The following is a 21,678-nucleotide window of genomic DNA, read 5'->3' as shown; positions in this document are numbered from 1 at the left end:
GATGACCACCGTCTACGTTCTGGCGCATTTCGACGACGAGTACGCGGCGTTGCCGCTGCTGCTTCGCGACCGTCGCGAGGGCGCCCAGCCCTGGCTGTTCTATGTCGCCGACTACGCCTCGCCGGAGCTCTCGGCGCGCCGGCTGGCCGAGACGCGGGCGCTGTTGGCCAGTCTTGGCCTGCCCCCGGATCGAGCCATCCATGTCGGGGCCGGAACCAGAGCCATGGACGGAGCGGTGTTCGAGGCCTTGCCCGCCGCCCGTTCAGCCCTTGAGGCTGCGCTGTCCTCTCTGCCTTGCATCGACCGGTTCGTCGTCGCGGCCTGGGAGGGCGGTCATGCCGACCATGACGCCTGCGCCCTCATGACCGTCATGCTTCGGGACGCGCTGGACCCCAAGATCCCGATCGACCAGTTCGCGCTCTACAACGGTCGCGGGCTGCCCGGCGGCCTGTTTCGTGCGTGCGCGCCAATCCCGGAGAATGGTCCGGTCATGCGCGTGCCGCTCAGTGCGCGAGAATGGATCGCCTACGCCGTAGCGGTGCGGTTCTTTCCCTCGCAGGCCAAGACCTGGCTGGCCCTGTGGCCATCGATGTTCATGACCTTCCTGCTGCGCGGCGGCTTTGGCTATCAGGCGCTGGCGGCCGAACGCGTGCGCAAGCGCCCGCATGCGGGACCGCTGCTCTACGAGCGGATGTTCAAGACGCCCTACGCCGCGGTGCGTGCGCGGCTGGACGCCTTCAGCGACGCCTGACGAGCAGGATCGCCCGACGCAGCGGCGCGGTCAGTCGCCAGCTGGTGCTGGTCTGCATGGACCAGACCGCATGCCGTAGCCCGGCGATATCCGCAGCCTGTTCCTGGGCCAGGGCCTGGAGCTCGGCGGCGCGCTGATCGGCGACAATGAACTCGCGCTCGAACTGGTCTCGCGAACGCTGGAAGATCGCGGCCCTGGACTGTTCCGCCGCCGCGCGCTGGCGCCATATGGCGACATCGGCCTGCAGCGCCGCAATATCCTTGTCGACCTGCCGTTGGACCGCCGCAGCGTGCTGGCGAACTTCATCGGTCGCGATCCGGGCGCCCTCGGCGGCCTGCCTGGCCGCGTCGGCCTCAGCATGCATCTTGCCCAGCAGGACACCGGCGGCGTCGAGTTCGGCCTGAACGGCCGAAGTCAGCTGCGCCTGGACCTGCCATTGGGCCATGTCACGCCGCATGTCGGCGCAAACCTCGCCCATGGCCGCATCCAGGGCGAGAATCTCGGCGGCTACCGCGTCCAGGATCTTGGCCGGCGGGGCCTTGCCCCTGGCGGCGGCCTCGAACCACTCGAACACGATCCGCGCGCCGGACCAGACGTCGGCACGGGCTGAAAGATCCTCGCTCGAGGCCTCGTGATGACGAAGGGACCGGTGGAGGAAGCCGTCGATATCGGCCGCCGCCGCGTCGGCGGAGCGCGGAAGGGCCTGGCCCAGGGCGGACTCCACGGCCGCCAGCGCCGTACGCCAGTCGTCCAGCATGGCGTCATAGTCGACGAACAGCCGGTCGAAGCCGCGCGTGTCGCGTTCGACCGCCAGCATGTAGCTGGTCCACAGCAGCACCGACTTCTGGGTCGAGAAGGCGTTGCGCTTTGACAGCGACTGGGCCACGGCCAGCGGATTGCGGACCATGATCACATAGAGCGGCTCAATGCCGCTCTCGGTCAGGGCCTCGCGCCAGAACGGCGCCAGCACCGAAGCGCGCGGATCCTTGATGACCAGCAGATCGGCAGCGCCGTAGTTGGCCTTCACGAAGGCCTTGGCGTCATCCAGGAAGGTCGACTTCAGCGCCGCGGCATGATCGGCCAAGCGCAGGGTGAAGACGTCGTCCCAGCTGGAATCGAAAGACGCCAGGATCCTGTCGTTCAGGGCGACCATTTCCCACGGCTCCCAGAAGCCGGCGGGATTGTCGGCGGCCGGCGCCATGACGCGCTCGGGCAGGGTGGCGCCGCTCAGGGACAGCAGACGCGCCATGGCGGAGGTGCCGCTGCGGTGCATGCCCGCCACCACAAGGGCGCGGCGGGCCGTCGTCGTCTTCGCGGTCTTGGCTGGTTTAGCCATGATGCCTCTTACCCCCGGCTATTGTCTTGGACGGCCGGCGCGATCAGGCCCTCGGCCTCAAGCCAGGCCTGATAGGTTCCCGGACCGCTCGCCAGCGGCTCGGTGAAGGCCGAGCGCAGATCGCCCCGGACGCGATAGAGCTCGCGGTGCGATTTGGCGACCTCGCGGCCGTCCTCATAGCGACCGAACGCCCAGTAGCCGGCCGGCACGCGCGGATCGGTCGCTTCAGCGATCAGGCGCTTGTACCAGTTCCAGATCTCGTAGACTTCGTAGTTGTCCTTGGCGTAGCGGCGGGTCATCTGGTCGCCGACGGGGCCAAGCTTGGTGAAGTGCCAGAAGCGGATCGGCGAGCCGTTGGCCGTGATCCTGCCGTCGCGACCGATGGCGATCCTGCGGTGGGCGATGTTCCAGCTGGCGATGTTGTAGGCCGGATCGCGCAGGATCTTCACGTTCTCGAAGAACGACGGAACATGATCGCACCAGCGCTGGTCGACGAACAGGCCGTTGGGAATGTCATCATAGCAGAAGTTCAGCAGGCGATCGTTCCACCACTTGGCGAAACGCAGACCTTCGCCGCGACCGCGCACGGCCACGAAGCCCAGATTGTAGATGCCGGTCTTCAGGGCCGAGACCTCGTTGTCGAGGATGGCGCCGTGCGACTCTTCCGGATGCAGCAGGTGCGGCGTCAGGATGATGTCGCTGGTTTCCAGCATCTCGATCAGGGGATCCAGACGGTCCAGCAGGGCCGTGTCCGGATCCAGATAGATGCAGACGTCCGCGCCCTTCTCCAAGGCCTGATGCATGAACGGGCCCTTCACCGCCGTGCAGACCTCGATCACGTCGTGCTTGAACAGCCAGGACTTGAACTCGGGGATGCCCAGATCGTCGGCATAGACCAGGGTGTCGAACTCTTCCTGGGACGGATCCCAGTTCAGCGCCGCCGGCGGGCGATCGGTGATCAGGGCGACCAGCTCCCATTCGGGATGGCGCTGGCGCAGGGTCTTGAACAGCACCCGGGCCCGGTTGAGATAGGAGAAGGTGAAGCTGGAATAGCAGACGACCTTCATCGGCCCGCGCCCTTTGCAAGCAGATCGGCGGTCATGCGGCTGAAGGTCATGTCGAAGCGTTGCGGCTTGCGTCTGGAACGCGCCAGGGCCAGCGCGCCGCCCTGGCGAAACAGCGCGAACAGCTCATGCTCGTCGGCGAGCACCAGGCCGCGCGACGTGGCTTCGCCAGCTTCGACGAAGCGCGGCACATTGCCGGCGTCGGCAAGGGTCAGCACCGCCGCTCCCGCCGCCACGGCCTCGTAGGCCGTGAAACAGAAGGTCTCCGGACACAGCGACCAGATCACCGCCACGTCCAGCTCCAGCGTCTCGACCGCCTCGGCCATGCTGCGCCCGCCGGGACCGCCGACCTTCTCGAAGGTCGCGTTGCAGGCCTCGTCCGGGGTGAAGCCCAGATGCAGGAACTGATAGCGGGGATCACTGCGGAACATCTCGGCCAGCCGCGCAAAGACTGGCCAGCCCTTGTGGTCGGCGGGCATGCCCAGGAAACCCACGCGCAGCGGCGCGGTCCTGGCTCGGGCCTTGGCCGGACGCGTGGCCTTGCGAGGCTCAAGCACCGCATGTGGCAGAATCCGGGTGGCCTTGGCTGCCTTGGGATAGGTCTTGCGCCACAGGGCCATGGCCGCTTCTGACGGCGCCACCGCCGTCACCTCGAAGGCGCGGAAGAAGTCGCCATGCTCGGCCAGATGAATATGCCGCCGCTCGCCATAGATGCAGATCCCGCAGGCCTGGCTGTCAGGGGGCGGGGCGCCGCAGAACACCACGTCGTTGCGCAACAGCGCATAGTTGCTGCAGACGCTGGCGAAGTCGTGGATCCAGAAGAAGCCCTTGCGCAGGCCGGCGGCCTTCAGGATCGCGGTCACGGCCGGAATGGTGTGGCCCAGGAAGCTGTGCACAGCGAAGGTCGCCTTGCTGACCCGCCCCGTCAGGGCCTGGGCGACAGCGGCGGCCGCAAACAGGCCCACGCGCTCGCCATTGATCAGTACTCCAACCATCGGCTGGTCGGTCTCGACGTCGATCACTGGAGAATGGGCCGCCGGATAGATATGCAGCCGGGGTCGCCCGGCCTCCGCGATCGCATCGGCCTCGCGGACCAGGCACAGCTGAACGCCGCCCAGGCTGGCGGTGTAGTCATCATGGCTGACCGAGATGTGGAGGCCGGCCAGCGAGCCGGCGGCGGTCAGCGCCGCTTCGAGCTCGGCGACCGGCGCGACCTGGATCTTGCGCGCGGCGGTGCGGGCCCACAGGACGCGCTCCTCCAGCGGCGGGCTGTTCTTGAGGATGTCGTACCGAAAGCCATAGTCGTCCTTCAGGGGCCGGCCTTCCAGCCGCCCGGTGACCACATAGTGCTGGAACGGATTGACGCCGGCCGACTTGATGTCCGGATTCACCGACAGATAGACATCCATGATGAACCAGGGCGCGGGATCTCGGCCCTCGCGCCAGCCCCAGTCCATGAAATGGTGGAAAGGGTCGAGGCCTGCCTCGGCGACGTCGGGATAACGGTCCAGATAGAAGGCCGCATCGAAGGCCTCCCGAACAGGATTGGCCGCTTCAGTCTCGGTTGGCCCCGTCATCACGTTCCTTCCCGAGGCTTCGCCAAACTCGGAGCGCGCCGCCTCGGGCGCTTGTCAAAGATGTCAGCTTCTTTCGGTGTTTCGGCTGGCCAACGTCAATAGCTTTCATGTCGTCTCGCGACCGGTCGGCCGCCGCCAAACCATTGCCGGCAAACTCTTCTGGTCCTATTCGAAGAGCCACAGCGACCCTCAGGGACAAGACATGCCGGGCAGATCTGCAGGGCCGATCAAGACCGAAAACCAGATCGATCTGCGCGCAAACCCGCGCCATCCGCCCCAGGTGGAAGGCGTCGGCAATCACATCGCGATCGGCGAAGGCGCAGAGGTGGACTCCCGCATAGCGATAACCGGCGACGACAATCGACTGATCATCGGTGATCGGTGCTCCATCGCCGGCTTCGCGCCGGCCGGAGGCGGCACGGCCCTGATCGATCCCAAGCCGGGAGCCATGGCCAGCCTGACCCTTCGCGGGCGCGGCAACACGGTCGAGATCGCCGCAGATTGCCGGCTGGGCGCCAACATCACCGTCGTCGGCGACAACAGCAGCATCCACATCGGCCCGGGCTGCGCCATCAACGGCTTCATCAGCCTTTTGTCGCCCGCCGGCTGCGCTCTGGTGGTCGGGGCGGGCACGACCATGGTCCAGGTCTCGATCCAGTTGCACGAGCCTGGCCAGATCATCTTCGGCGCAGACTGCATGGTCTCGTCCCAGGCCTATGTGTCGCTCAGCGACATCCACCCGATCTATGACCGCGCCACGGGCCAAAGGGTCAATGCGGCGGCCGATGTCACGATCGGCGACCACGTCTGGCTTGGCCTGCGCAGCATGGTCATGAAGGGCGCTACCATCGGCGACGGCGCCGTGGTCGCCGCCGGCGCGATTCTTTCCGGAGCTGCGCCCGCTCATGCGGTCATGGCGGGCGTGCCGGCTCGGGTGGTGCGCGAGAATATCGTCTGGCGGCGCGAACTCGGGGAGGGCGCGCCAGAGCCTGAAATCGTCGGGCAGAAGGGCCGGCGAGGCTGGTGGCCGTTCCGTTAGCTGTCGGGCCGGACGGTTTGACCGGCCAGCATCCCCGTGTCAGTCACGGGTCCTGACTGATCGATATTCCTCCGATGGCGTGAGCGATGCCCGACACCAACACGACAACCAAGCTTCTTCGCGCTCGCGTTACGGATGACAGTGACTACGGCTCGCCGGACTCCCTCAACAAGATCCTGCGCCTCATGGCGCGATGGCGCACCCAGTTGCTGGCCAACACCTATATTCGCCATCACGGATTGAAGATTTTCTCAGGCCCTTTCGAGGGCATGGAATATCTGAACTATGCGACGGAGGGTTGCCTCGTTCCCCGGCTGATCGGCTGCTACGAGTCCGAGCTTCACGGGGATCTTGCTGACTTTGCCCAGTCAGGGATCGACACCATCGTCGATATCGGTTGCGCTGAAGGCTACTACGCCGTTGGCTTGGCCAGACTGATGCCGGGGGCCACCGTCCATGCCTTCGACATCGACGAACGCGCCCGCTCGGCCTGTGCAGATCTTGCGGCTCGGAACGGCGTGCAGGATCGTGTCATCATCAAGGGCGAGTTCGTCGGCGAAATGTTCGAGGACTTCGCGGACAGGAAGACCCTGGTCATCATCGACGCGGAAGGCTTCGAGGATGTGATCATGCGGCCTGATCTCTATCCCGGACTGACCCGACTCAACATCATCGTGGAAACTCATCCGGGCCTGAAACGCGGTGTGTTCGATCGCATGCTGGAGCGATTTACGCCGTCGCATGACATTGTCATCCGAAAGCAGGGGCCCAAGACCATGCCGCTGCCGGCATGGCTGCAGGACCTGGGACACCTGGACCAATTGCTCGCCGTCTGGGAGTTTCGCTCCACCATGACGCCTTGGCTGGTGATGAAACCCCGCGCGAGCCTCGAAAACAACCGAACCTGACACCGATCTTCGAAAAGCATCCCATGAAAGTCGCTGTCACCGAAGCGCTCCGCAAGCTGGCGCAACGCCACCGGATCTTCACCTCCGACCCTGGTCACATGTGGCCACTCGGCGGATCGATTTTCGTTGGCAAGGAGGCAGCGCTCGAGCCCTATTCCCACTTGCTGGCCGGAACCATCATTCCCAAGCGGTTCGGCGCGTTTTCCTATGCGTATTCGGCCCTGGACAATTATCTGTCGGTCGGCCGCTACACATCGATCTCTTGGCAAGTGTCAGTCATGGGGTCGGCCCATCCGTCGGACTGGGCCAGCCTGCATCCGTTCTCGCACAACCCGCGCCCGCTGCTCGGCATCAAGGCCTATCTTCTGGATCGCGAGATTTCGTCTTTCCAGCCCGAGCCCTTTGATCAAGGCCCGCAGGACATCGTCATCGGCCATGACGTCTGGATCGGCGCCGAAACCATGATCAAGCGCGGGGTCACCGTCGGCGACGGCGCAATCATCGGAGCCCGCAGCCTGGTTACCAAGGACGTGCCGCCCTATGCCATCGTGGGCGGCGCTCCGGCGCGCCTGATCCGCTACCGTTTCGACGGGGACGTGATCGAGGCGATGCAGGCTAGCCAATGGTGGCGGTACGGCCCGGATGTCCTCCAGGCTCTCGATGTGCGGGACCCTGTCGGCTTCCTGGATCGCCTGAGAGAACGGGAGGCCCAGGGCGACATCCAGCCGATGGTCTTGACCCCTCTGACCGCCGAGGCCCTCGTCGAAGCTGGCGCGATCGGACCCGCGCCGGCTAGCGCGCCATGACCTCGTCGATCAGGTCCAGCCACCCTGGAACGCCGACAGTCTCTCGATCGAAGCGCTCCAGCGCCGTAGCCCGCGCCGCCGATCGCAGCGGCGCATAGGCCTCCGGATTCTGGCAAACCCCGACCAGGGTGTCGGCCAGGCCCTGCACATCGAAGAAGTCGCGCAACAGTCCGTTGACGCCAGGCTCGATCGCATCACGCAGCGGCGCTGTGTCTGAGCCGACGATCAGACATTCGCAGGCCATGGCCTCGACCAGGGACCAGGAAAGTACGAACGGATAGGTGTAGTAAACGTGCGCCGTCGAGATCGAGAGCGCCTTGACCATGTCGGCGTGATCAAGGGCGCCGGTGAAATGGACGCGATCCATGTCCAGGCGATCGCCGACCTCGGCGAGCATCTTGCCCTTCCAGGTCTGGCCGTCGGGAAGCGAGCCGCCATAGACCTTGGTGCTGTCGGTTCCGATCAGAAGGACCTCTGCGTCCGGGACGCGTTCGAGGAGTGACGGCAGCGCCCGCATGAAGATGTGAAAGCCCCTCAGCCGCTCGAAATGACGGTTGATGAAGGTGATGACCGGCTTTCTCCCGTCCAGCACGCGACCATCGCTCAGCTTCAGACTCGCGCCCGGAACTCGTTTCGCGCGATCCAGGTCAACCCCTTCGTGGACGACCCGAATGCGGTCGTGAAGACCGCGCGGCAACAGGGAGGCCTGAAAGGGAGTGGGACACACGATCATGTCCGCCTCGGAATAGGCCAGCGCCAGACCCATGTTCTTGGCGTGGATCCGAAAATCCGACTTGGGCGCGGGAGTCTCGAATTCCGGATCGAAATTTACGTCGGCGCCCCGGGACCGGTAGAAAAACTCGCCAAACAATATCTGCTTCGCATTCGGAAAGACCTCCCGAAGCTGCAGCGTCTCACCCCATCCTGGATGACCAATGATCAGGTCCGGCGTGAAGCCGTCAGCCTTCAGTTTCAGCGCGGCTTCTGCGGCGGCTTGGCCCCGCAGCAAATCGGCTTCAGCGCGCGTCGCGGGATCGAAGAGGCCTGGGGTCGTTCCCCGCAGCAGCTTCCAGCGACGCACATCGACCCCTGGGCGTCCCTTTGCAGTCTGATCGCCAATAGCCGCTACCTTGTGTCCCCGCCTCAGGACCGCGTCGGCGATATGGGGAAACTGTCCGGGGAAGTTCTGGTGCACAAAGAGAATTCGGCTGGCCGCCACGTCGCCCTCGTTCCTGTCTATCGCCCCTGTTCTTGGTCACCGGGGTAAGGGACGTCAATGGGCGACGATCGCGCCAGGACCGGATCGTCGCCGGCGCGCTGGACTATCCGCCCTCAAACCCCCTAAACCGCCAGCAGGCTGTGTCGCCGAACACGGCGCGACGACCCTGTTTGAAAGGCGACATCCTTGACGTCTCGTCTTGCGATCTATCATCCGGCCGGCCGGGTCGGTCTTGGCGAGAACGTCTTTGGCAAGGACGTCGCCAATCTCGAACTGTTCAGGGCGATGGTCCAGCACGGGGGCCACGCGCAAGTCGACTTCCTGACCCATGCGGCGGTCCAGGCCGACACCCTGAAGAAAAGTCTGGTCGGCGAAGTCCCTTGTGCGACCCGGATCACCGCGTCGAGCGTCCTGGCGCAGACTGTCGCGGCCGAGGCGGGAACCCTGTTGATGGGCGGGCCGAAGCTGGAAGAGCCGGCCTGGCAGCGTCGGCGTGCAGTCGGGGATCGCGCCTTCAGCCTGATCGGCCTGATCCACACCATAGCCCCGCCGATGATGCGCCAGGACATAGCGATGTCCTCGATCGCGCCGACCCAGCCGTGGGACGCGCTAGTCTGCACCTCGCCCTCGGTGCAACAGGCCATGGAAGCGATGTTCGACGAATGGGGGGAATATCTTGGCGAGCGCTTCGGCGACGGCAAGCGGGTTGTCCGTCCCCAGCTTCCGCTGATCCCGCTCGGCGTCGACGGCGCGGCGTTCGGGGCGGCCGCTGATCGACCCGAGACCCGCTCGGCAACCCGCACCGAACTGAAGATCGACGAAGACGACATCCTGGTCCTATGGGTCGGCCGCCTGTCATTTTTCGAGAAGGCCTTCCCCCAGTCCATGATGCGCGCTGTCGAGGAGGCCGCCCAGGCCACCGGCAAGCGCGTGAATTTCGCCATGGTGGGGTGGTTTCCAAATGGCGCGGATGGCGAGCGCATGTACCGGCAGGCAGCCGCTACGCACGCCCCGTCGGTCGACTTCCACATCATCGACGGCAATGACCGAGCACGCCTTGGCGCGCTGTGGGCCGCCTCCGATATCTTCCTCTCGCTGGTCGACAACATCCAGGAAACCTTCGGCATCACGCCGCTGGAAGCCATGGCCTCAGGCCTTCCCGTGGTGATCAGCGACTGGGACGGATATCGCTACACAGTGCGCGACGGCCAGGAAGGTTTCCTGATCCCCACGCTCTGCGGGCCGGAAAACGCGCTCTCGAGTGAGATGATCGCCGGTCACGCCCTGGGTCTCAAATCCTATCAGCAGTATGTCGGCGTCATCGCGCAGCATACGGCCGTGCATGTCGGTCGCGCCGCTCAGGCCCTGGCGGATTTGATCCGCTCGCCGGACCTGCGACGCAGGATGGGCGCGGCGGGACGGCAGCGGATACGCGAGACGTTTGACTGGCCCGTGGTGGCCCGCCAGTTCTCGGGCCTGGCCCAGGAGCTGGGCGAGGTTCGCAAGGCCTCGGAAGACCTGCGGCCAAGGTCGGCCCGCAACCCGGTAAGAGGCGACCCCTTCCGCGATTTCGCGGGCTTCGCAACCCAGGTGCTGTCGCTCAAAAGCCGCCTGGCCCTGCGCGCCGGCGTCGGGCCAGGCGATCTGCAGCGCGTCCAGACCATCGAGCTGGACATGTTCGCAGCCAACTGGCGCGGAACCCATGAGGAGTGCCAGACGGTCTTTGCGCATCTGGCCGAGGGTCACGCCGCCACCACCGAGGACCTGTTGCTGCTGTTCCCCGCGCCACGCCGCCGCGCGGTGCAGCTCAGCCTGTTGTGGATGGCCAAATGCGGCTTTCTGGATTGGCTCTGAGCCGGCCCGACCTTGAAACCTCAGGCGACAACCTCCACCTCAGTCGGGTATCGCCGCCCCGTGGCTGACATCAGGATGGGACCGGCGGACGAAGTCGCTTAAGCGAAGGACTTCGCGATGACCCGGACCATCCTGTTCGACAGCCCCTTTCTACTGGGCTTCGAACACACCCGAGACCTGATCGAACGCGCCGCCAAGGCCGCTTCGGAAAGCTATCCGCCCTACAATGTCGAGCAAGACGACGAGGGCGGAGTGCGCATCACTCTGGCCGTGGCAGGATTTTCGCCCGAACAGCTGCACGTGACGGTCGAGGGAGGCCAACTGATCGTCGCCGGCAAGCGCGAAGTCGAGGCCAGATCCGAGACCGACCGGGCCTTCCTGCATCGCGGCATCGCGGCGCGGGGCTTTGTCCGCACCTTCGTGCTGGCCGAGGGCATCGAGGTCACGGCGGCGACCCTGGAACATGGTCTGCTGCACATCGATCTGGCCCGGCCGCGTCCAGAGCGACTGGTCAGGCGCATCCCGATCCGCTCCGTCGCCTGAACCCGTCGCAGCGATTCACACGTTCAGTCCTGCCCCGCTCCGAAATGCCCGCTGAACCGGGCCAGACCCGGCGCGTTCCCTATTCAAGGAGGTGGTCAACATGACACCTGTCACCCACAATCCGGTCTTCACGACGGAAGCCTTCGCGGCGCTTGGCGCCCCGGATCTGGTCTATGTCCGCCCGATCAAGGCGGCGGAAATCCTGGCTGACGCGCCCGCCGGCTCGACCGACGATTTCGATCTGCTTCCCGACCAGACCCTCTATGCGGTCTGCCGCGCCGATGGCGCTCGGCTGGCGGTGATGGTCGACCGCGACACGGCGATCGCCGCCGCCCTCGCGCATGAACTGGCGCCGGTTTCGGTGCACTGATCCAGGGCGCGGCGGCCCCCCAGCCGTCGCGCTCGCTTCCAGAAAATCAGGCGGCCGTGCTGGTCGGTTCGTGGGCCAGCAGCACGTGAACGGCATCGGCCGAGCGGGCTTGACGCAAATGCTCGCGCAGTTCCGGCTGCCGCATCATCCGCGATACGCGGGCCAAGGCCCGCAGGTGCTGGGCGCTGGCGTCAGACGGCGCGAACAGGGCAAGCAGAAGATCCACGGGCTTGTCATCGACTGCGTCGAACGCCACCGGCGTCTCCAGACGGACAAACACCGCGCGCACCCGGTCCAGACCGTCGATACGAGCATGGGGAATGGCTACGCCTTGACCTACGCCGGTCGAGCCTGCGGCCTCGCGCTCGATCAGGCCTTCGAGCACGGTGTTGGAATTGACGCCAAGCACCCGCGCAGCCACGTCGGCGATCACGCCGAGCACCTGCCGCTTGCCTGGAGCACTGACGCGCAGCGCCACTGCTCCAGGATCCAAGAGATCACCGATAGTCATGGACTTAAACGCTCGCTCACTGTCGGCCGCCGCAACACAATCGCTGGGAGCCCTCCGGAACGTTCAGGATCATGACACGACCCCGTTAGTTCGCGGTTGACCCATTCCCGTTCAGCGACTTTGTGCGTTCGGGGTCGATCCAGCCGATATTTCCGTCTGGCCGCCGGTACACCACGGACAATCCGTCGTGGGCGGCGTTCCTAAACACGATTGCCTGGGACTCGGTCAAGTCCAGTTCCATGACAGCCATGGAAACGGTCATTACCTTCAGCGAGGACTGGGTCTCGGCGATGATCATGGCCGAAGGGGCGCCGGCTGGATGGTCGGCGTCGTCGCCCCAGTCGTCGTTCTCGTGCTCGTCGATATCGGGAGCCCGCAGAACGTACATCGCGGCGTTCTCGGCTTGTTTGGCTGAGGCCGCGATGGAGTGACTCTTGAGTCTTCGCTTGTAGCGCCTGATCCTCGTCTCGATCTTGGCCAGGGCGGCGTCAAACGCCGCATGGGCGTCACCGCCCGCTCCATGGCTAAGAAGTTGCTGGCCCGAAGCCAGCTTTACCGAACAGTCGGCCCGGAAGGCATGGCCCTCCTTGCTGATGACCACGTCGGCATTACCGCCGCGGTCAAAATACTTGCCGATGCTCAGGGTGATTTCGTCGGAGACTCGCGCTCGCAGAGCCTCGCCAACGTCGACATGCTTGCCGGAGATTTGGACTTGCATGCCCTAACAACGCGCCTGTCCAGAGGCGGTGTCAAGCGGCCGTAACGGGTTCAGAAAAAGCTCGAAACAAGACTGATAATCTTGTGGACGGCGGCGGTCACAACCCCCGCGCTGACGAACAGCAGCCCCAGGCTGACCAGGGCCATCAGATAGCCCAGCAGGGCCAGAAAACCATCGCGTTGCAGCAGGGCCAGCGACAGAATCGCCACCGTTGCGCCAGGCGCGAGATTGCCCAGCGGGATCGGCAGGATGAGGACAAGCGCCAGCAGGGTGCAGACCACTCCGATCATCCGCTCGCCCAGCGGCGAGAACAGCCAGGAAAGGCGGGGCCTGGTGATCAGCTCCATGCGCTTGACCAAGGGGGTGAGCCTGCGGAACAGGCCGCGCAGATCGTCGCGCTTGACCGGCCGGTCGATCATCCGGCGCGGCAGCCACGGCGCGTCGGCTCCCAGCGCGATCTGGGGGGCCAGCAGCAGGATCGGCAGGCTGAGGATCGTCGAGGAGCCCGGCGGCAGCGGCAGGGTGTTCAAAGCTCCGAACACGAACAGCATCGCCCCGAAGGCGCGGCTGTCAAAAGCCTCCAGCATCTGGCCGACGGTCAGGATCGGACGGACGTCCTCGCCAAACCCTTCGATCACGTCCGCTAGGCTATCGGTCGACATGCGCGCTCCTGCTCATGGAGCTTATAACGCAGGACCGATCAATGGGTCGTGAAGATAGGCGCTTTCTGGAAAATGACCGCGCGCCTGGAGCGGCTCAGTTCGTTTCCTTGATCAGGCGGCGGCGCTCGACCGATGAGGGAATGCGCATCGCTTCGCGATACTTAGCCACCGTGCGCCGGGCGATGTCGACCCCGGCCGTTTTCAGGATCTCGACGATGGCGTCGTCGGAGTGGACATCCTTCTCGGCCTTCTCGGCCTCGACCAGACCCTTGATCTTGTGACGGACACTGGCGGCCGAATGGGCCTCGCCGCCCTCGGACGACTGGATGGCCGAGGTGAAGAAGAACTTCAGCTCGAACACCCCGCGCGGGGTGGCGATGTACTTGTTGGAAGTGACCCGGCTGACCGTGCTTTCGTGCATGCCGATGGCGTCGGCGACGGTTTTCAGGTTCAGGGGTCGCAGATGCTCGACGCCGAAGGCCAGGAAGCCGTCCTGCTGGCGGACGATCTCGCTGGAAACTTTCAGGATGGTCTTGGCCCGCTGGTCGAGGCTCTTCACCAGCCAGTTGGCGGTGGCCATGCAGTCGGAGACGAAGGTCTTTTCCTGATCGGTGCGCGCGCCCTTGGAAACCCGGGCGTGATAGCGCTGGTCGACCAGCACCCGGGGCAGGGTGTCGGTGTTGAGTTCCACATGCCACATGCCGCCCAGACCCTCGCGGACATGGACGTCAGGCACCAGGGTCTCGGCGGTCTCACTGGCATAGGCCGCGCCCGGACGTGGGGTCAGGGCGCGGATCTCGGCGATCATCTCGCGCAGATCTTCCTCGTCGACACCGCACATCTTGCGCAGGCCGTTCATGTCGCGGCGAGCCAGCATGTCGAGATTGTCGAGCAGGGCGGCCATGGCCGGGTCGTAGCGGTTCTGGTCCTTCAACTGCAGGGCCAGGCACTCGCGCACGTCGCGGGCGAAGACCCCGGTGGGCTCAAAGCCCTGGAGCACGGTCAGGACGCGCTCGACCATCGCCTCGGCGCAGCCCAGACGCTCGGCGGTTTCGGCCAGGTCCAGGCGCAGATAACCGCCCTCGTCGACGCCGTCGATCAGAACATTGGCCACCAGCTGCTCGGCTGCCGACAGGCCCGCCTGGACCAGTTGGCCCTGCAGATGTTCCGACAGGGTGGGTACGGCCGTCAGGGCGCCTTCATAGTCGCCGTCGTGCTCAAAGGAGCCGCCGCCGCCGGCTCGCGACCAGTCGATCTGGCCGCCGGCCTCCTGGGCCTGCTCGCCGTCGCCCGAGGCGCGCTCGCCGGGCGAGACATCGTCGGGCGTGGCGTCCATTTCCGAATTGGCCGAGCCTTCGGCCACGATGTCGACGCCCAGGTCGCTGGCCGCCGGCTCGCGGTCGATTTCGGGCGCGGCTTCGCTTTCGCCCTCATCGCGCTGCAGGAGCGGATTGCGTTCCAGCTCGGCCTCGACGAAGGCGTCGAGCTCGATGTTCGACAGCTGCAGCAGCTTGATCGCCTGCTGCAGTTGCGGGGTGATGACGAGGCCCTGGCCTTGCCGCAGTTCCAGTCGATGGCCGAGAGCCACTGCGCCCTCCTGGGCAAATCGAAATGTTCGATCCCCATTGAAGGGCAACTAGGTTAACGGGGCGCCAACGCCTGCAATATTCGGGCCGGTGCGACTTTCAGTCCCGTCGCCCAACAATGAAAATCCCGCGAAGCCGGAGGGCCGCGCGGGATAAGTCATTTTGCAATAAGGATTATTTCCTAGACGCGTTCGGCGAAATGATTGCCCAGATAAACGCGGCGGACTTCCGGATCCTCGATGATTTCCTTTGGGGAGCCCTCGAACAGCACTTCACCGGCGTGAATGATTGACGCGCGATCGATGATATCCAGCGTCTCGCGGACATTGTGGTCGGTGATCAGAATGCCGATGCCGCGCTTCTTCAGATAGCAGATGACCTCGCGGATGTCGGCGATGGCCAGAGGATCGATGCCGGCAAAGGGTTCATCCAGCAGCATGAACGACGGCTCGCTGGCCAGGGCTCGGGCGATTTCCACCCGGCGCCGCTCGCCGCCCGACAGGGCCACGGCCGGCGACTTGCGGATATGGGTGATCCGCAGTTCCTCGAGAATGTTGGTCACGGTCTCTGCGGCGGCGCGCTGGTTCCTCTCGCGCATCTCGACCACGGCCATGACGTTCTGCTCGACCGTCATGCCCCGGAAGATCGAGGCTTCCTGCGGCAGATAGCCGACGCCCAGACGTGCGCGCTGGAACATCGGCTGGGCGGTGATGTCCTCGCCGTCCAGATAGATCGAGCCGTAGTCGGCGGCGATCAGGCCAGTGATCATGTAGAAGCAGGTGGTCTTGCCCGCGCCGTTGGGGCCCAGCAGGCCGACGACCTCGCCGCGCTGCAGGCGCAGGGAGACGCTCTTGACCACCGGGCGGTCGCCGAACGACTTGCCGATGGCGTCAACGAACAGGCCGTTTGCCTCCGGGCGAGCGGCGGCTTCAGGGCGATCGGAACCGCCAAGGGGCGTCATCTTCATTCGAACGAGCCTAGCGGTTGGCCGAAGCCGGGGTCTGGGACTTTTCGGGATAGATCACCGAGCGCACGCGCCCGGTCTTGCCCCGTCCCTTGGCGTTGGATTCCAGCTTCACATCGTTGGTCTTGGTGTTGACCGTCATACGGTCGCCGCGCGCCACGTCCTGGCCGCGCACGACGATGACATTGCCGGTGATGACGATGGTGTCGTTGGAATAGGTGAACACGGCGCGGTCACCCCGGACCGTCTGGTCCTGGTTGACGAAATAGACGTCGCCTTCGGCTTCCACGTGATCGACATCGCCGCAGGCGTTCGAGCCGGCCTGGGCGCCGGGCTTGCGGGTCGAATAGGCGTTGACCACGCTGGCCCGCAGCCGGCTCTTGTCCTGCAGCATCTCGACATTGCCACGGAAGATCGTGCGGCACTGGCTGTTGATGTTCTCCTGCTCGTCCGCGGAAATATCCACGGGCGCGCTGGAGTCGTTGATGCTCTGGGCGAAGGCCGAGCCGCTCGCCAGGATCAGTGCGGTCGCCGCCGCCGCTGCCATCCAACGCTGGATCAAGTCAGAGTCCTTATCTGCGAAGCACGGCCATGCCGCGCGCCTCTACTTACTTCCGTTCGAGCCGGGTGCGAACCCCACCCCTGAAAACGACCCGGTCACCCTTGTCATATACGGTGTAGGCGTTGGATTTCACCTGCCCCGTCGGACCTTCACCCAGCATGGCCGTCTCGCCGCTGATATTTCCGGTCTTGGTGTCGACCACCGCCTCTTCCGAAGCGAAGCGATAGCCCGAGCCATCGTCGATGCGAACATCCCCGCTCAGGGACAGTTTCATCGTGTCTTCGCGATAGATCCCTGACTTGGCCGTCACCCGGCTGGGCTGGGGTTCGTCGAAGCCGAGGGTCAGGGTGGGCGACTCCAGTCGCACGTTCTTCATGTCGTTGTCGTCGCGCAAAGCCGAACGCGCGGTGATCATGAAACTGCGACCATCGCCAGACTGGCCGTAGAAGCGCGGCGCGATCATGCGGATCTGGGTCTTGGCCTCGGCGGGCGGTCGGGCCGCAGCGCGCATCGAGCGCCAGGTGACCTGGCCGCCTACGCCGATCAGGATCACGGCGATCGTCGCCGGCAGCACCACGCGCATCAGCCGCACCCGGCGCGAGCGCCGGCGCCACTGCCCCAGATCCCGGGCGATCGACCGTCCAGTCATGGTCGCGGCCGCCGTCATCCCTAGGTGTGCGCGAAGATGTCGACGTCTTCCCAACCGGCCAGGTCGAGGGCGGCGCGATGGGGCAGGAAGTCAAAGCAGGCCTGGGCCAGATCCATGCGGCCCTCGCGAACCAGCATGGCGTTGAGCTTGTCGCGCAGACCATGCAGATGCAGCACATCGGACGCCGCATAGGCGACCTGTTCGGGGCTGAGCGTCGCCGCGCCCCAGTCGGAGCTTTGCTGGGCCTTGGACAGCTCCACGGCCATCAGCTCGCGCGTCACGTCCTTGAGGCCGTGGCGGTCGGTATAGGTGCGGGCCAGCTTGGAGGCGATCTTGGTGCAGTAGACGGGCGTGGTCATCACGCCCAGATGCAGCAGGAACATGGCGATATCGAAGCGGCCGAAGTGGAAAAGCTTCAGGATCTTTGGATCGGTCAGCAGGCGCTTCAGGTTGGGCGCGTCATAGGTGGCGCGATCCAGCTGGACCAGGTGGGCGTCGCCGTCGCCGCTCGACAGCTGCACGACGCAAAGCGGGTCGCGTCCCAGCCGCAGGCCCATGGTCTCGGAGTCGATCGCGACTGCGGTGGCGCCGGCAAAAGCGTCGTCGGGCAGGTCGCCCACGTGAACAAAATTGGTCAAGGTTTCAGAGCTCTCCGGCGACACGCCTGAACGACAGCCGTCGCCGAGGCTCGCGCGCCCGAACGGGGTACGCGCGACATTATAATCACGATGAAAGAGATATCTATTCGCTAGGAACTATCGGCGCCACCCCGACCTTCTTTCGAAGGTTGGTAGGGGGTGGTGCCCAGGAGAGGACTCGAACCTCCACGACCTTTCAGTCACTGGCACCTGAAGCCAGCGCGTCTACCAATTCCGCCACCTGGGCCCGCAGAGCAATCCGTGGATCGCCGCGAGGCCGGGACGTTTAGGGAAAGCTTTTGGCCCCGTCAATCGCCAAATCGCGCATTTCGTTGCGAAGCCCCTCGCGGTCGTCTATCCCCCGCGTCATCGCAAGCGACGGGGATTGAAAATGCAAGGTCTGGTCACAGTGTTCGGCGGCTCCGGCTTCGTCGGCAGCCAGGTCGTGCGGCAGCTCGCCAAGGCGGGCCACCGCGTTCGTGTGGCGGTGCGCCAGCCCAACCTCGCCTACAAGATGCGCATGCTGGGCGATGTCGGCCAGATCGAGGTCGTCCAGGCCAATGTCCGCAACGTCGCCTCGGTGACGCGGGCGCTGGAGGGCGCTGAAGCCTGCGTCAATCTGGTCGGCCTGCTCTACGAATCCGGCCGTCAGAAATTTCAGGCCGTCCACGTGATGGGCGCTAAAACCATCGCCGAGTGCGCCAAGACGGCCGGTGTCAGCCGCTTCGTGCAGATCAGCGCCATCGGCGCCGACGCCAACTCCGAGGCCAAGTACGCTCGGACCAAGGCCGAGGGCGAAGAGGCCGTTCGCGCCGTTTACCCCGGCGCGGTGATCGTCCGTCCCTCGGTGGTGTTTGGTCCCGAGGACAACTTCTTCAACAAGTTTGGCCAGATGGCCGCCATGAGCCCGGCCCTGCCGCTGGTCGGCGGCGAGACCCGCTTCCAGCCGGTGTTCGTCGGCGACGTGGCCGCCGTGATCGCCCAGGCGGCCAGCAGCCCGGCCGCCGAGGGCGTGACCTATGAGCTGGGCGGTCCCGGCGTCTATACGATGCGCGAGATCCTGCAGCTGATCCTGACCGAGACCGGCCGCGACCGTCTGCTGCTGCCCATTCCGTGGTTCGCCGCGTCCTTGCTGGGCAAGGTCGGCGACGTGATGGCCGGCATCCTGCCGATCGCGCCGCCGATCACCAGCGACCAGGTCGAGATGCTGAAGAGCGACAATGTCGCCGATCGCGGCCTGCCGGGCCTGGCTGAAGCCGGCGTCGTTCCGACCAGCATCGAGGCGATCGTGCCGTCCTACCTCTACCGCTATCGCAAGGGCGGACAGTACGCGCCGACTCCGGCCGGGGCGTTCTAGACGCTGGCCAGGCCGGAACGAATGAGGGCGGACACCGCAGTGTCCGCCCTTTTCTTTTGACCCTACGCCGCCGCGAGATCAGCGCGGAATGTACAGCAATCCCAGCCCCACAACGCCGACGGCGATCCGCCACCAGGCGAACGGCGCAAAGCCGTGGCGGGTGATGAAGTCCAGCACGGTCTTGACCACAAAGACGCCGGAGATCAGGGCCGCCAGGAAGCCAAGGCCGATCAGGCCCAGGTCGTTGGTGCTGAGCTTGTCGATGTTCTTGTAGAGATCATAGGCGAAGGCCCCGGCCATGGTCGGCATGGCCAGGAAGAAGCTGAACTCGGCGGCCGAGCGCTTGTCGCACTTCAGCAGCAGGGCGCCGGCGATGGTGGCGCCCGAGCGCGAGACGCCCGGCACCAGGGCCAGGCACTGGAACAGGCCGATGATAAAGGCCGTCTTCAGCGGATAGTCGACCACGTCGGTGTGTTGAGGCTCGAACTTCATGCGGTCCAGCGCCAGCAGGGCGAAGCCGCCGGTGATGAGGGTGATGCAGACCAGCAGCGGCGACTCGTAGAGGACCGTCTTGATGAAGTCGTGGGCCAGTACGCCGACAAAGACCGCCGGCAGGAAGGCCAGAAACACGCCCAGGATGAAGCGGCGCGAGCCGGGATTGGTCGGCGCCGAGGTCAGCAGCCCCCACAGTCGCCCGAAATAGACCCCGGTAATGGCCAGGATCGCGCCCAGCTGGATCAGCACCTGGAAGGTGTTGCCCGGACTGTGGAAGCCCAGGAAGTGTCCCACCAGCAGCAGATGGCCGGTGGAAGACACAGGAATGAATTCAGTAAGCCCTTCGATCAGGCCCAGCACGATCGCGATCAGCCAATCCGGCATCGGCAGTCCCTCAAAAACGCAGGCCCCCGGCGTGCGCCTGACAGGGTAAACATGGCGTTAATCCACAAAGTGGACTAATAAGGGGGCGCGCTGCGAGACGATCGCAATGACCCCCGGCGATCTGCGGATATAACAGTCAACTATTTTTACCACCACATTCTTCTTGCGCCAAAGAGTCCGTATGAGGCCGCCATACGCAATTTTTCTCCCGAAGACGGGATGAGGGAAGTCGCATGGCCGAGCGCATGCTGAAATTCACCACGGTGGCCCGCAAGACGCCTGAAAAGCGTGCGGCGGACGACCGTTCTGGCGACTTCCACGAGATCTACGCCGACTTCATCGATGCGAAAGCCACCGAGCAGGCCTCGCGTTGCTCGCAATGTGGCGTGCCGTTCTGCCAGACCCATTGCCCCCTGCAAAACAACATTCCCGACTGGCTGCGGATGACCGCCGAAGGTCGTCTGGAAGAAGCCTATCAACTGTCGCAGGCCACAAACTCGATGCCGGAGGTCTGCGGTAGAATCTGCCCGCAGGATCGTCTCTGCGAAGGCAATTGCGTCATAGAGCAATCGGGCCACGGCACCGTGACGATCGGCTCGGTCGAGCGCTATCTCACCGACAAGGCCTGGGAGATGGGCTGGGTGAAGCCCCTGGTCGCCGGCCCGGCCACCGGCCAGTCGGTCGGAATCATCGGCGCGGGGCCCGCGGGCCTGGCCGCCGCCGAGATGCTGCGCGAGCAGGGCCATCAGGTCGTGGTCTATGACCGTCACGACCGCGCCGGCGGTCTGCTGATCTATGGCATTCCCGGCTTCAAGCTGGAAAAGGACGTCGTCCAGCGCCGCACCTCGCGCCTCGCCGACGGCGGCGTGGAGTTTCGGATGAACTTCGAGGTCGGCCGCGACGCGTCGCTGGAAGACCTGCGCGAAAAGCACGACGCCGTGCTGATCGCCACCGGCGTCTACGCCGCCCGCGACCTGGTGGTCCCGGGCTCCGGCAGCCAGGGCGTGGTTCCTGCGCTCGATTATCTGATCGCCTCCAACCGCACAGACCTGGGCGACAGCGTTCCCGAGTACGAGAGCGGGGCGCTGAACGCCGAGGGCAAGGACGTGGTCGTGGTCGGCGGCGGCGACACCGCCATGGACTGCGTGCGCACCGCCATCCGCCAGGGCGCCACCTCGGTCACCTGCCTCTATCGCCGCGACAAGGCCAACATGCCCGGCTCCCTGCGCGAAGTGGCCAATGCCGAGGAAGAAGGCGTGACCTTCGAATGGCTGGCCGCCCCCCGGGCCCTGTCGGGCGACGCCGAAGCGGTGACCGGCGTGCGCGCCATCCGCATGCGCCTGGGCGCCCCGGACGCGTCCGGCCGCCAGTCGCCGGAAGAGATCGAGGGCGGCGATTTCGATCGTCCGGCCCAGCTGGTGGTCAAGGCCCTGGGCTTCGAGCCTGAGAACCTGCCCGAGCTGTTCGCGGCTCCCGACCTGAAGACCACGCGCTGGGGCACGGTGAAGGCCGATGTCCGCAACCAGATGACCAATCTGGACGGCGTGTTCGCCGCCGGCGACATCGTGCGCGGCGCCTCCCTCGTGGTCTGGGCGATCAAGGACGGCCGCGACGCCGCCGACGCCATGCACCGCTATCTGAAGTCCAAGGTCGGCGCCCCGGCGCTGATCGCGGCGGAGTGAAGA

General features: G+C 65.3%; 22 protein-coding genes and 1 tRNA gene. 9 read left to right on the top strand and 14 right to left on the bottom strand.

Going from position 1 to position 21,678, the window contains the following annotated elements; translation table 11 throughout:
• The first annotated feature begins 1 nt into the window (after position 1).
• On the top strand, positions 2-751 hold the full coding sequence (locus tag ACN2C7_RS01680; protein ID WP_419319459.1) for a hypothetical protein: 750 nt from the start codon (positions 2-4) through the stop codon (positions 749-751).
• On the opposite strand, the gene ACN2C7_RS01675 is transcribed toward ACN2C7_RS01680, so the two are convergent.
• From ACN2C7_RS01675 to ACN2C7_RS01665, 3 genes are read right to left on the bottom strand one after another with little or no spacing between them, the layout of a single operon-like run.
• Positions 738-2,087, bottom strand: coding sequence for a sulfotransferase family protein (locus ACN2C7_RS01675; RefSeq protein WP_419319458.1), 1,350 nt, complete (start codon positions 2,085-2,087; stop codon positions 738-740). The genes ACN2C7_RS01680 and ACN2C7_RS01675 overlap by 14 nt on opposite strands.
• Positions 2,088-2,095: 8 nt before the next feature.
• Positions 2,096-3,154 carry a hypothetical protein gene (locus ACN2C7_RS01670; protein WP_419319457.1) on the bottom strand — a complete coding sequence of 353 codons (1,059 nt, stop codon included), beginning with the start codon at positions 3,152-3,154 and terminating at the stop codon, positions 2,096-2,098.
• Positions 3,151-4,728, bottom strand: a complete 1,578-nt coding sequence (locus tag ACN2C7_RS01665; RefSeq protein WP_419319456.1) for a hypothetical protein — start codon at positions 4,726-4,728, stop codon at positions 3,151-3,153. Before ACN2C7_RS01665 ends, ACN2C7_RS01670 begins: the two co-directional genes overlap by 4 nt.
• Before the next feature lie 202 nt (positions 4,729-4,930).
• Here ACN2C7_RS01665 and ACN2C7_RS01660 point away from each other — a divergent pair, with 202 nt between their 5' ends.
• The 3 genes from ACN2C7_RS01660 (at position 4,931) to ACN2C7_RS01650 (ending at position 7,481) form a co-directional block, all read left to right on the top strand.
• The gene (locus tag ACN2C7_RS01660; protein ID WP_419319455.1) at positions 4,931-5,767 is read left to right on the top strand and encodes an acyltransferase; all 837 of its coding nucleotides are present in this window, start codon (positions 4,931-4,933) and stop codon (positions 5,765-5,767) included.
• A gap of 86 nt (positions 5,768-5,853) precedes the next feature.
• Positions 5,854-6,675 carry a hypothetical protein gene (locus tag ACN2C7_RS01655; protein ID WP_419319454.1) on the top strand — a complete coding sequence of 274 codons (822 nt, stop codon included), beginning with the start codon at positions 5,854-5,856 and terminating at the stop codon, positions 6,673-6,675.
• Positions 6,676-6,698: 23 nt separating this feature from the next.
• Positions 6,699-7,481: a CatB-related O-acetyltransferase gene (locus tag ACN2C7_RS01650; protein ID WP_419319453.1), complete on the top strand. Its 783-nt coding sequence runs from the start codon at positions 6,699-6,701 to the stop codon at positions 7,479-7,481.
• Here the strand turns inward: ACN2C7_RS01650 and ACN2C7_RS01645 are convergent.
• Positions 7,468-8,700 (bottom strand): glycosyltransferase, encoded by a 1,233-nt coding sequence (locus ACN2C7_RS01645; RefSeq protein WP_419319452.1) that lies wholly within the window; start codon positions 8,698-8,700, stop codon positions 7,468-7,470. The two genes, ACN2C7_RS01650 and ACN2C7_RS01645, sit on opposite strands and share 14 nt — an antisense overlap.
• Positions 8,701-8,886: 186 nt before the next feature.
• Between ACN2C7_RS01645 and ACN2C7_RS01640 the strand changes: the two genes are divergently transcribed.
• From ACN2C7_RS01640 to ACN2C7_RS01630, 3 genes are all read left to right on the top strand, one after another.
• Positions 8,887-10,554 (top strand): glycosyltransferase family 4 protein, encoded by a 1,668-nt coding sequence (locus tag ACN2C7_RS01640; RefSeq protein ID WP_419319451.1) that lies wholly within the window; start codon positions 8,887-8,889, stop codon positions 10,552-10,554.
• Positions 10,555-10,671: 117 nt separating this feature from the next.
• The gene (locus ACN2C7_RS01635; protein WP_419319450.1) at positions 10,672-11,097 is read left to right on the top strand and encodes an Hsp20 family protein; all 426 of its coding nucleotides are present in this window, start codon (positions 10,672-10,674) and stop codon (positions 11,095-11,097) included.
• Between the two features lie 100 nt (positions 11,098-11,197).
• A complete protein-coding gene (locus tag ACN2C7_RS01630) occupies positions 11,198-11,467 on the top strand; it encodes a DUF1150 family protein (RefSeq protein WP_419319449.1) in 270 nt (89 codons plus the stop codon).
• A gap of 46 nt (positions 11,468-11,513) precedes the next feature.
• Here ACN2C7_RS01630 and ptsN read toward each other — a convergent pair whose 3' ends face one another.
• From ptsN to ACN2C7_RS01585, 9 genes are all read right to left on the bottom strand, one after another.
• Complete coding sequence (ptsN, locus tag ACN2C7_RS01625) at positions 11,514-11,978, bottom strand: PTS IIA-like nitrogen regulatory protein PtsN (RefSeq protein ID WP_419319448.1); 465 nt, start codon at positions 11,976-11,978, stop codon at positions 11,514-11,516.
• Positions 11,979-12,063: 85 nt separating this feature from the next.
• Positions 12,064-12,696, bottom strand: coding sequence for a ribosome hibernation-promoting factor, HPF/YfiA family (gene hpf, locus ACN2C7_RS01620; protein ID WP_419319447.1), 633 nt, complete (start codon positions 12,694-12,696; stop codon positions 12,064-12,066).
• A 50-nt stretch (positions 12,697-12,746) separates the two neighbouring features.
• Positions 12,747-13,358, bottom strand: coding sequence for an exopolysaccharide biosynthesis protein (locus ACN2C7_RS01615; protein ID WP_419319446.1), 612 nt, complete (start codon positions 13,356-13,358; stop codon positions 12,747-12,749).
• Between the two features lie 94 nt (positions 13,359-13,452).
• Positions 13,453-14,946, bottom strand: a complete 1,494-nt coding sequence (gene rpoN / locus ACN2C7_RS01610; protein WP_419319445.1) for an RNA polymerase factor sigma-54 — start codon at positions 14,944-14,946, stop codon at positions 13,453-13,455.
• Positions 14,947-15,125: 179 nt separating this feature from the next.
• Positions 15,126-15,905 carry an LPS export ABC transporter ATP-binding protein gene (gene lptB / locus ACN2C7_RS01605; RefSeq protein ID WP_419321521.1) on the bottom strand — a complete coding sequence of 260 codons (780 nt, stop codon included), beginning with the start codon at positions 15,903-15,905 and terminating at the stop codon, positions 15,126-15,128.
• A 16-nt stretch (positions 15,906-15,921) separates the two neighbouring features.
• Positions 15,922-16,470: an LptA/OstA family protein gene (locus ACN2C7_RS01600; RefSeq protein ID WP_419319444.1), complete on the bottom strand. Its 549-nt coding sequence runs from the start codon at positions 16,468-16,470 to the stop codon at positions 15,922-15,924.
• A gap of 46 nt (positions 16,471-16,516) precedes the next feature.
• Positions 16,517-17,119: an LPS export ABC transporter periplasmic protein LptC gene (gene lptC, locus ACN2C7_RS01595; RefSeq protein ID WP_419319443.1), complete on the bottom strand. Its 603-nt coding sequence runs from the start codon at positions 17,117-17,119 to the stop codon at positions 16,517-16,519.
• A gap of 20 nt (positions 17,120-17,139) precedes the next feature.
• Positions 17,140-17,757 (bottom strand): ribonuclease D, encoded by a 618-nt coding sequence (locus tag ACN2C7_RS01590; RefSeq protein ID WP_419319442.1) that lies wholly within the window; start codon positions 17,755-17,757, stop codon positions 17,140-17,142.
• Between the two features lie 160 nt (positions 17,758-17,917).
• Positions 17,918-18,004 (bottom strand) — tRNA-Leu (locus tag ACN2C7_RS01585).
• A 144-nt stretch (positions 18,005-18,148) separates the two neighbouring features.
• Here ACN2C7_RS01585 and ACN2C7_RS01580 point away from each other — a divergent pair.
• A complete protein-coding gene (locus ACN2C7_RS01580) occupies positions 18,149-19,114 on the top strand; it encodes a complex I NDUFA9 subunit family protein (protein ID WP_419319441.1) in 966 nt (321 codons plus the stop codon).
• 78 nt (positions 19,115-19,192) lie between these two features.
• On the opposite strand, the gene ACN2C7_RS01575 is transcribed toward ACN2C7_RS01580, so the two are convergent.
• A complete protein-coding gene (locus tag ACN2C7_RS01575; RefSeq protein ID WP_419253278.1) occupies positions 19,193-19,993 on the bottom strand; it encodes an undecaprenyl-diphosphate phosphatase in 801 nt (266 codons plus the stop codon).
• A 233-nt stretch (positions 19,994-20,226) separates the two neighbouring features.
• On the opposite strand from ACN2C7_RS01575, the gene ACN2C7_RS01570 reads away from it, so the two are divergent.
• On the top strand, positions 20,227-21,675 hold the full coding sequence (locus ACN2C7_RS01570; protein ID WP_419319440.1) for an NAD(P)-dependent oxidoreductase: 1,449 nt from the start codon (positions 20,227-20,229) through the stop codon (positions 21,673-21,675).
• Positions 21,676-21,678 lie beyond the last annotated feature (3 nt).

Source organism: Caulobacter sp. ErkDOM-E (assembly GCF_048541895.1).
In the GTDB taxonomy this organism is placed as follows: Bacteria; Pseudomonadota; Alphaproteobacteria; order Caulobacterales; family Caulobacteraceae; genus Caulobacter.
The sequence above is the reverse complement of the archived record's forward strand: the minus strand, read 5'-3'. Positions and strand labels throughout refer to the sequence as shown.

Bases quoted from the DNA above. Each gene is read 5' to 3' on its own strand.
- ACN2C7_RS01635 (WP_419319450.1), top strand. From the start codon at position 10,672: ATGACCCGGACCATCCTGTTCGACAGCCCCTTTCTACTGGGCTTCGAA.
- ACN2C7_RS01675 (WP_419319458.1), bottom strand. From the start codon at position 2,087: ATGGCTAAACCAGCCAAGACCGCGAAGACGACGACGGCCCGCCGCGCC.
- ACN2C7_RS01580 (WP_419319441.1), top strand. From the start codon at position 18,149: ATGCAAGGTCTGGTCACAGTGTTCGGCGGCTCCGGCTTCGTCGGCAGC.
- ACN2C7_RS01650 (WP_419319453.1), top strand. From the start codon at position 6,699: ATGAAAGTCGCTGTCACCGAAGCGCTCCGCAAGCTGGCGCAACGCCAC.
- ACN2C7_RS01570 (WP_419319440.1), top strand. From the start codon at position 20,227: ATGGCCGAGCGCATGCTGAAATTCACCACGGTGGCCCGCAAGACGCCT.
- ptsN (WP_419319448.1), bottom strand. From the start codon at position 11,978: ATGACTATCGGTGATCTCTTGGATCCTGGAGCAGTGGCGCTGCGCGTC.
- hpf (WP_419319447.1), bottom strand. From the start codon at position 12,696: ATGCAAGTCCAAATCTCCGGCAAGCATGTCGACGTTGGCGAGGCTCTG.
- ACN2C7_RS01615 (WP_419319446.1), bottom strand. From the start codon at position 13,358: ATGTCGACCGATAGCCTAGCGGACGTGATCGAAGGGTTTGGCGAGGAC.
- ACN2C7_RS01665 (WP_419319456.1), bottom strand. From the start codon at position 4,728: ATGACGGGGCCAACCGAGACTGAAGCGGCCAATCCTGTTCGGGAGGCC.
- ACN2C7_RS01660 (WP_419319455.1), top strand. From the start codon at position 4,931: ATGCCGGGCAGATCTGCAGGGCCGATCAAGACCGAAAACCAGATCGAT.
- ACN2C7_RS01630 (WP_419319449.1), top strand. From the start codon at position 11,198: ATGACACCTGTCACCCACAATCCGGTCTTCACGACGGAAGCCTTCGCG.
- ACN2C7_RS01670 (WP_419319457.1), bottom strand. From the start codon at position 3,154: ATGAAGGTCGTCTGCTATTCCAGCTTCACCTTCTCCTATCTCAACCGG.
- ACN2C7_RS01680 (WP_419319459.1), top strand. From the start codon at position 2: ATGACCACCGTCTACGTTCTGGCGCATTTCGACGACGAGTACGCGGCG.
- ACN2C7_RS01575 (WP_419253278.1), bottom strand. From the start codon at position 19,993: ATGCCGGATTGGCTGATCGCGATCGTGCTGGGCCTGATCGAAGGGCTT.
- lptC (WP_419319443.1), bottom strand. From the start codon at position 17,119: ATGACTGGACGGTCGATCGCCCGGGATCTGGGGCAGTGGCGCCGGCGC.
- ACN2C7_RS01655 (WP_419319454.1), top strand. From the start codon at position 5,854: ATGCCCGACACCAACACGACAACCAAGCTTCTTCGCGCTCGCGTTACG.
- lptB (WP_419321521.1), bottom strand. From the start codon at position 15,905: ATGACGCCCCTTGGCGGTTCCGATCGCCCTGAAGCCGCCGCTCGCCCG.